The organism is Streptomyces colwelliae (assembly GCF_048158785.1).
Lineage (GTDB): Bacteria > Actinomycetota > Actinomycetes > Streptomycetales > Streptomycetaceae > Streptomyces.
The window spans coordinates 1-5668 of the sequence record NZ_JBLTJC010000536.1; the positions used below are offsets into that span (position 1 = coordinate 1).

Annotated in this window: 5 protein-coding genes and 1 rRNA gene; 1 reads left to right on the top strand and 5 read right to left on the bottom strand. The window is 72.2% G+C overall.

Annotated elements, in window-relative coordinates:
* The first annotated feature begins 2 nt into the window (after nucleotides 1–2).
* Nucleotides 3–119 (top strand): 5S ribosomal RNA (gene rrf, locus ACNFOC_RS50060).
* 108 nt (nucleotides 120–227) lie between these two features.
* Here rrf and ACNFOC_RS50065 read toward each other — a convergent pair.
* The 5 genes from ACNFOC_RS50065 to ACNFOC_RS50085 all read right to left on the bottom strand — a co-directional run.
* Entirely contained in the window at nucleotides 228–1538 is a 1311-nt protein-coding gene (locus tag ACNFOC_RS50065; protein ID WP_416965649.1) for a DUF58 domain-containing protein, read from the bottom strand.
* On the bottom strand, nucleotides 1538–2527 hold the full coding sequence (locus ACNFOC_RS50070; RefSeq protein ID WP_406125770.1) for an AAA family ATPase: 990 nt from the start codon (nucleotides 2525–2527) through the stop codon (nucleotides 1538–1540). Before ACNFOC_RS50070 ends, ACNFOC_RS50065 begins: the two co-directional genes overlap by 1 nt.
* On the bottom strand, nucleotides 2527–3720 hold the full coding sequence (locus ACNFOC_RS50075; protein ID WP_416965650.1) for a DUF4350 domain-containing protein: 1194 nt from the start codon (nucleotides 3718–3720) through the stop codon (nucleotides 2527–2529). The genes ACNFOC_RS50070 and ACNFOC_RS50075 overlap by 1 nt, the downstream gene beginning before the upstream one ends.
* Entirely contained in the window at nucleotides 3717–4502 is a 786-nt protein-coding gene (locus tag ACNFOC_RS50080; protein WP_416965651.1) for a DUF4129 domain-containing protein, read from the bottom strand. The genes ACNFOC_RS50075 and ACNFOC_RS50080 overlap by 4 nt, the downstream gene beginning before the upstream one ends.
* A gap of 4 nt (nucleotides 4503–4506) precedes the next feature.
* Nucleotides 4507–5668: glycerophosphodiester phosphodiesterase family protein (locus tag ACNFOC_RS50085; RefSeq protein ID WP_416965652.1), on the bottom strand; the 1162-nt coding region annotated here is incomplete at its 5' end.

Here is a 5668-nt window from a genome sequence, read left to right on the forward strand (position 1 = left end):
GTTTCGGTGGTCATAGCGTGAGGGAAACGCCCGGTTACATTCCGAACCCGGAAGCTAAGCCTTACAGCGCCGATGGTACTGCAGGGGGGACCCTGTGGGAGAGTAGGACGCCGCCGAACAAATATTGCGAAAACCCCTGTACCGTTTATTCGGTACAGGGGTTTTCTGCGTTTAAGGGTCCTGAATTCGGCAAAGGGTTCTGCTTTTTCAAAGCAGGGCCCGCCGTATTACAGGCGTCCCGCGCTCTTGAGAGCCAGATACGCGTCCGCCAATGCCGGTGCGAGATCGTCCGGTGTCGCGTCGACGATGGTGACGCCGGCTCGGCGGAGTTTTTCCGCGGTGCGGTCGCGTTCGGTCTGGGCGCGTGCCGCAGCCGCCGCCTCGTAGACCGCCTCAGTGTTTCCACGGGCCGTGGCCATGCGGGCGATGTGCGGGTCTGCCACGGATGCCACCAGAACCGTATGGCGCTGTGTGAGTTGGGCGAGTACGGGGAGCAGGCCCTCTTCGACCGGGGCCGTGTCGAGGCTTGTGAGCAGGACGATCAGGGAGCGGCGGGGGGCCGTGCGGATCGCGGTGGCTGCCAGGCCTCGGGCGTCTGTTTCGACGAGTTCCGGTTCGAGGGTCGCCATGGCGTTGACCAGCGACGGGAGTACGTCGCGTGCCGTGCGGCCCTGGACCAGGGCGCGGACCCGGCGGTCGTAGGCGAGGAGGTCCACGCGGTCGCCGGCTCGGGAGGCCAGGGCTGCCAGGAGCAGGGCTGCGTCCATGGAGGCGTCGAGGCGGGGGGCGTCGCCCACGCGGCCCGCTGAGGTGCGGCCGGTATCGAGGACGAGGAGGATGTGGCGGTCGCGTTCGGGGCGCCAGGTGCGTACCGCGACCGTGGTCTGGCGGGCGGTGGCGCGCCAGTCGATCGAGCGGGTGTCGTCGCCGGGGACGTACTCGCGCAGGCTGTCGAATTCCGTGCCTTCGCCGCGGGTCAGCACGCTGGTGCGGCCGTCGAGTTCGCGCAGGCGGGCGAGCTTCGAGGGGAGGTGCTTGCGGCTGGTGAACGGGGGCAGGACGCGGACCGCCCAGGGGACCGCGTGGGTGCCTTGGCGGGTGAGGAGGCCGAGAGGGCCGTAGGAACGGATCGTTACTCGGTCTGCTTGGCGGTCGCCGCGGCGGGTGGGGCGTAGGCGGGTGGTGAGGCGGCGGCGTTCGCCGGGCGGGACCGTCAGGTGGTGGCGGGATGCGGCGAATTCCGTGCCGGGGAGCCAGCTGCTGGGGGGCCAGGCGTCGCGGATGCGGGCGCGGAGCGGGCGGCGGGACGGGTTGGTGATGGTCAGGGTGACGTCGGCTGATTCGCCCAGGCGTACGGAGGTGTCGCCCGAGCGGGTCAGGCTCAGGCGGCGTACCGGGGCGGCCAGGGCGAAGTCGCAGGCGCAGGCCACGGCCAGGGGGGCGTTGACGGCGAGGATGCCCGTCCAGCTGGGTTCCCAGATGCCTACGGGGAGGGAGCCCAGGGCTGCGAGGAGGGCGGCACGTCCGGTGAGGGCCATCAGCGGGGGACCGGGACGTGGGCGAGGATCGCGTTGATGACGGAGTCCGCTGTCACGCCCTCCATCTCGGCCTCGGGGCGCAGCTGTACGCGGTGGCGGAGGGTGGGGAGTGCCAGGGCCTTCACGTCGTCGGGGATGACGTAGTCGCGGCCCGTGAGCCAGGCCCACGCGCGCGAGGTGGCCAGGAGGGCGGTGGCGCCGCGCGGGGACACGCCGAGGGTGAGGGACGGCGACTCGCGGGTGGCGCGGCAGATGTCGACTACGTAGGCGGTGATTTCGGGGGAGATCGTCGTCTTGGCGACGGCCGCGCGGGCTGCTTCGAGGTCGGCGGGGCCGGCTACGGGGCGTAGGCCTGCGGCGTGCAGGTCGCGTGGGTTGAAGCCTTCGGCGTGGCGGGTGAGGACGTCGATCTCGTCCTGGCGGGAGGGGAGAGGGATCGTCAGTTTGAGGAGGAAGCGGTCGAGTTGGGCCTCGGGGAGGGGGTACGTGCCCTCGTACTCGACGGGGTTCTGCGTCGCGGCGACCAGGAACGGGTCGGGGAGCGGGCGAGCGGTGCCGTCGACCGTGACCTGGCGTTCCTCCATGGCCTCCAGCAGGGACGACTGGGTCTTCGGAGGGGTGCGGTTGATCTCGTCCGCGAGGAGGAGGTTGGTGAAGACGGGGCCGGGCTGGAAGCGGAACTCCGCGGAGCGGGTGTCGTAGACCAGGGAGCCGGTGACGTCGCTCGGCATCAGGTCCGGGGTGAACTGGATGCGCTTGGTGTCGAGTTCGAGCGCGGATGCGAGGGCTCGGACGAGCAACGTTTTGGCGACTCCAGGGACTCCTTCTAGGAGAACGTGTCCGCGGCAGAGGAGGGCGACGACGAGGCCGGTCACGGCGGGGTCCTGGCCGACCACGGCTTTGGCGATCTCGGCGCGCAGGGATTCGAGGGAGGCTCGGGCGGTGTCCGGATTCCCCGTGGTCCCGGCGTTGTCAGTGGTCGGGTCCATCATGAACGGCGTACCTCTCTTTCGAGGGCGTCGAGTTGGTCGGCAAGTGCGATGAGGGCCGCGTCGTCGCTGGGCGGCGGGCCGAAGAGGAGGGCGTGCAGGGTCTGTCCGTCGCCGTGGAGGTGGGCGGAGAGCGCGGGGAGCAGGGCTTCGGGCGCGTGCGCCTGGGAGACGGGGACGCCTGCGAGGGGGGCGAGGCGGGTGCGGGTGGTGGAGCGCAGGGCGTTGGCCGCGCGGTCGCGGGCGTTGGCCTTGCGGTAGAGGCGGGCGCGGCCTTCGACGGTTTCGGAGGCGCGGATCGCCACGGGGAGTTTTTCGGGCACCAGGGGGCCGAGTCGGCGTGCCCGCCACAGGGCGGCTACGCCTGCTGCGATGAACAGTTGCAGGGTGCCCCAGAGCCAGCCCGAGGGGAGCAGGTCGAAGAAGCTCTGGCTGCCGGAGTCGGTGGCCGAGGTGTCGGACAGCGAGGGGAGGTACCAGACGAGATGGGGGCGGGAGCCGAGGAGTTGGAGGGCGAGCGAGGCGTTGCCCTGCTTGTCGAGACGCTTGTTGAAGAGGATGTCGGGCGAGCCGATGACGACGGTGTCGCCGCCCCCGGACGTGTCCGGGAGCCGGAGCAGGGTCGGTCGGCCGTCGCTGGGGTAGCACTCGTCGGCGTCGGCGGCCGTGGTCCTGTACCTGTAGTCGCCGGTTTCCGCGTCGCCCGCGCGCTGGGCGGCGGGCAGGGAGCAGTCGGGGGAGAGCGGGGAGTCGTAGCTGACCCCGGCGTCCGCGGTGACCTCGGGGGCGAGCCGGGGCAGGGACGCGGGACCGGGGGCGACGAGGACCGTACGGCTGCCGGAGTTCGCGAACGCCGCGTGCAGGCCGGACTGTTGACTGTTGGTCAGCAGATCGGGGACGGCGACCAGGAGGGTGGTGTCCGGGCCGGCCGCGGCGCGGGCCTGGGCCAGGGTGGTCACCACGCGCGTGGACACGCCCCGGTCGCCGAGGAGTTCGGCGACGGCGCGGCTGCCGTAGGGGTCGGCGGAGCGTGGGTCGAGGTCGCCGTGCCGGGCGTCGGAGCGGATCGCGGCGATCGCCACGGCGGCGGCCAGGAGGATCACGAGCGCGAGGAGGATGCCCCGCGCGCGGGTCCACACCTGGCGGGCGGTCGGCGAGGCCGAGGTGGCGGGAAGCGTGGCCTCCGCGGTCATTCGGCGGCCCCCTGGCTGGTGTGGTGGGCCGTGCTGTGGGCGCTGCTCGTGAGGACGGGCCTGGCGCGCTCCAGGTCGCGGTCGAGTTCGGCGATGCGGCGGTACGACTGCTCGCTCGCGCCGCGTCCGCCGTACGTCACGTCGTCGAAGTGCCTGGCGGCGGCGCGCAGTTCGGCCGTGTGCGACGGCAGCGCGCGGCTTGCCTCCGCGACCGCCTCGTCGGCTGTGCGGCCGGGGCGGGCGTCGAGCAGGGCCCGTTCCTCCAGGGCGCGGACGATGGCACGCATGCGTTCCTGCACGGCGGGGTTCCAGTGTCCCTGGGCGGCGTGTGCCTCGGCGGCCGAGCGGTGTTCGGCGGCGCTGCGGGGGCCGTCCTCGAACAGGGCGGCTGCGGAGACGGGTTGGCGGCGCGGGGTGCCGAGGCGCCACCACAGGGCGGCTCCGACCGCGAGGACGGCCACGATGACGACGACCAGGCCGAGCGTGCCGCCGGGTGCCGCCTCCGATGCCCTGCCGAACAGTTTGTCGATCCAGTCCCAGATGGCGTCCAGGGCCCGCTGCACCAGGCTGGGGTCGTTCTCGTGGTACATCTGCTTGGACAGTTCACGCCGGGCCGCCTCCCGCGCGGGGTCGCGCGGAATCGTCACCGGCGGCTCGTCCCCTGAGAGGGCCGATGACCGTACGACTGTGCTGTGGGTGCGCAGCAGTGCCCCTGCGGCCGATCCGACGGCGCGCGGCAGTGCCGCGGGTGCCGTTGTGAGAACTCCCCCCGCCAGGCTCACCGCATCAGCTCCCCGGAGTGGGGCCGGGGGCGGCGGTGCCGTAGTCCTGGACGCCTGCGGCGCGGGCCAGGTCGAGGTCGAGGGCCTCGCGGCGGATGCGCTGGTCGATGTACAGGAGCACGGTGACGCCCGCCGTGATCGGGAACGCGATCATGCGGCCGATCACCGAGCCGATGCCGCTGATGACGAGGAACGTCCAGCCGAGGTCACCGGTGCCGTCGACGAGGCCGCTGAGGCCGTCGCCGCTGAACAGCCCGGCGATGAAGGCGAACGGGATGACGAGGATGGACGACAGGATGCTCGCGATGATCTGGGCGAGCAGCTGGATGCCGAAGATCCGCCACCAGGAGCCGCGCACCAGCTTCGCGGAGCGGCTCATCGACTTCACGATGCTCTGCTTCTCCAGCATCAGCGCGGGCGAGGCCAGGGAGAAGCGGATCGCCAGCCAGAGGGTGACCACGCAGCCGGCGAGGCCACCGATGACGGCGAGCGCGATGCCCCCGTCCTGCGACCCGGTGACGGCCACGATGATGCCGGGCACGGTGGGGACGCCGATCAGGACGACGGCCATGAGGATCAGCAGGCAGATCAGGCCGAACAGCTTGAGTACCTGGGGGCGGGCGTCGCGCCAGGCCTCTCCGGCGGTGACCGGCTTGCCGAGCACGGCACGGCTGGTGACCGAGGTGAGCAGGGCCGTGGCGACGACGGTGCCGATGAGGACGACCAGGTAGACGACGCCGGTGCTGAGGAAGGCCTCGCTCATGGCGCGAGTCACTTCGGAGGCGCTGGCGTTCGGGTCGTCGAGGGCCTGGGTGCTGGCGAGGTCGTTGAAGGCGAAGCCCTGGACGAGGACGACGACGGTCTGCATGACGACGGCGACGGTGAGCGAGATGCCCAGGACCGTGCGCCAGTAGGTGCGCATGGTGGAGACGGCGCCGTCGAGGATCTCGCCCACGCCGAGGGGGCGGAGCGGGATCACACCGGGCTTGGCCGCGGGCGGGGGGCCGCCCCAGCCGGCTCCCCAGCCGCCGGGAGCGCCGTAACCGCCGGGTCCGCCGTAGCCTCCCTGGCCGCCGTAGCCCCCAGGGCCTCCGGGGCCGGCCGGACCGCCGGGGTGGCCGCCGCCCCAGCCCGGGCCCGGCGGTGGGGGCGGGGGTGCCTGGCCC

What these genes read in the sequence shown, in the direction of transcription:
- ACNFOC_RS50065 (WP_416965649.1), bottom strand. Translation starts at nt 1,538, where the DNA reads ATGGCCCTCACCGGACGTGCCGCCCTCCTCGCAGCCCTGGGCTCCCTC.
- ACNFOC_RS50070 (WP_406125770.1), bottom strand. Translation starts at nt 2,527, where the DNA reads ATGGACCCGACCACTGACAACGCCGGGACCACGGGGAATCCGGACACC.
- ACNFOC_RS50075 (WP_416965650.1), bottom strand. Translation starts at nt 3,720, where the DNA reads ATGACCGCGGAGGCCACGCTTCCCGCCACCTCGGCCTCGCCGACCGCC.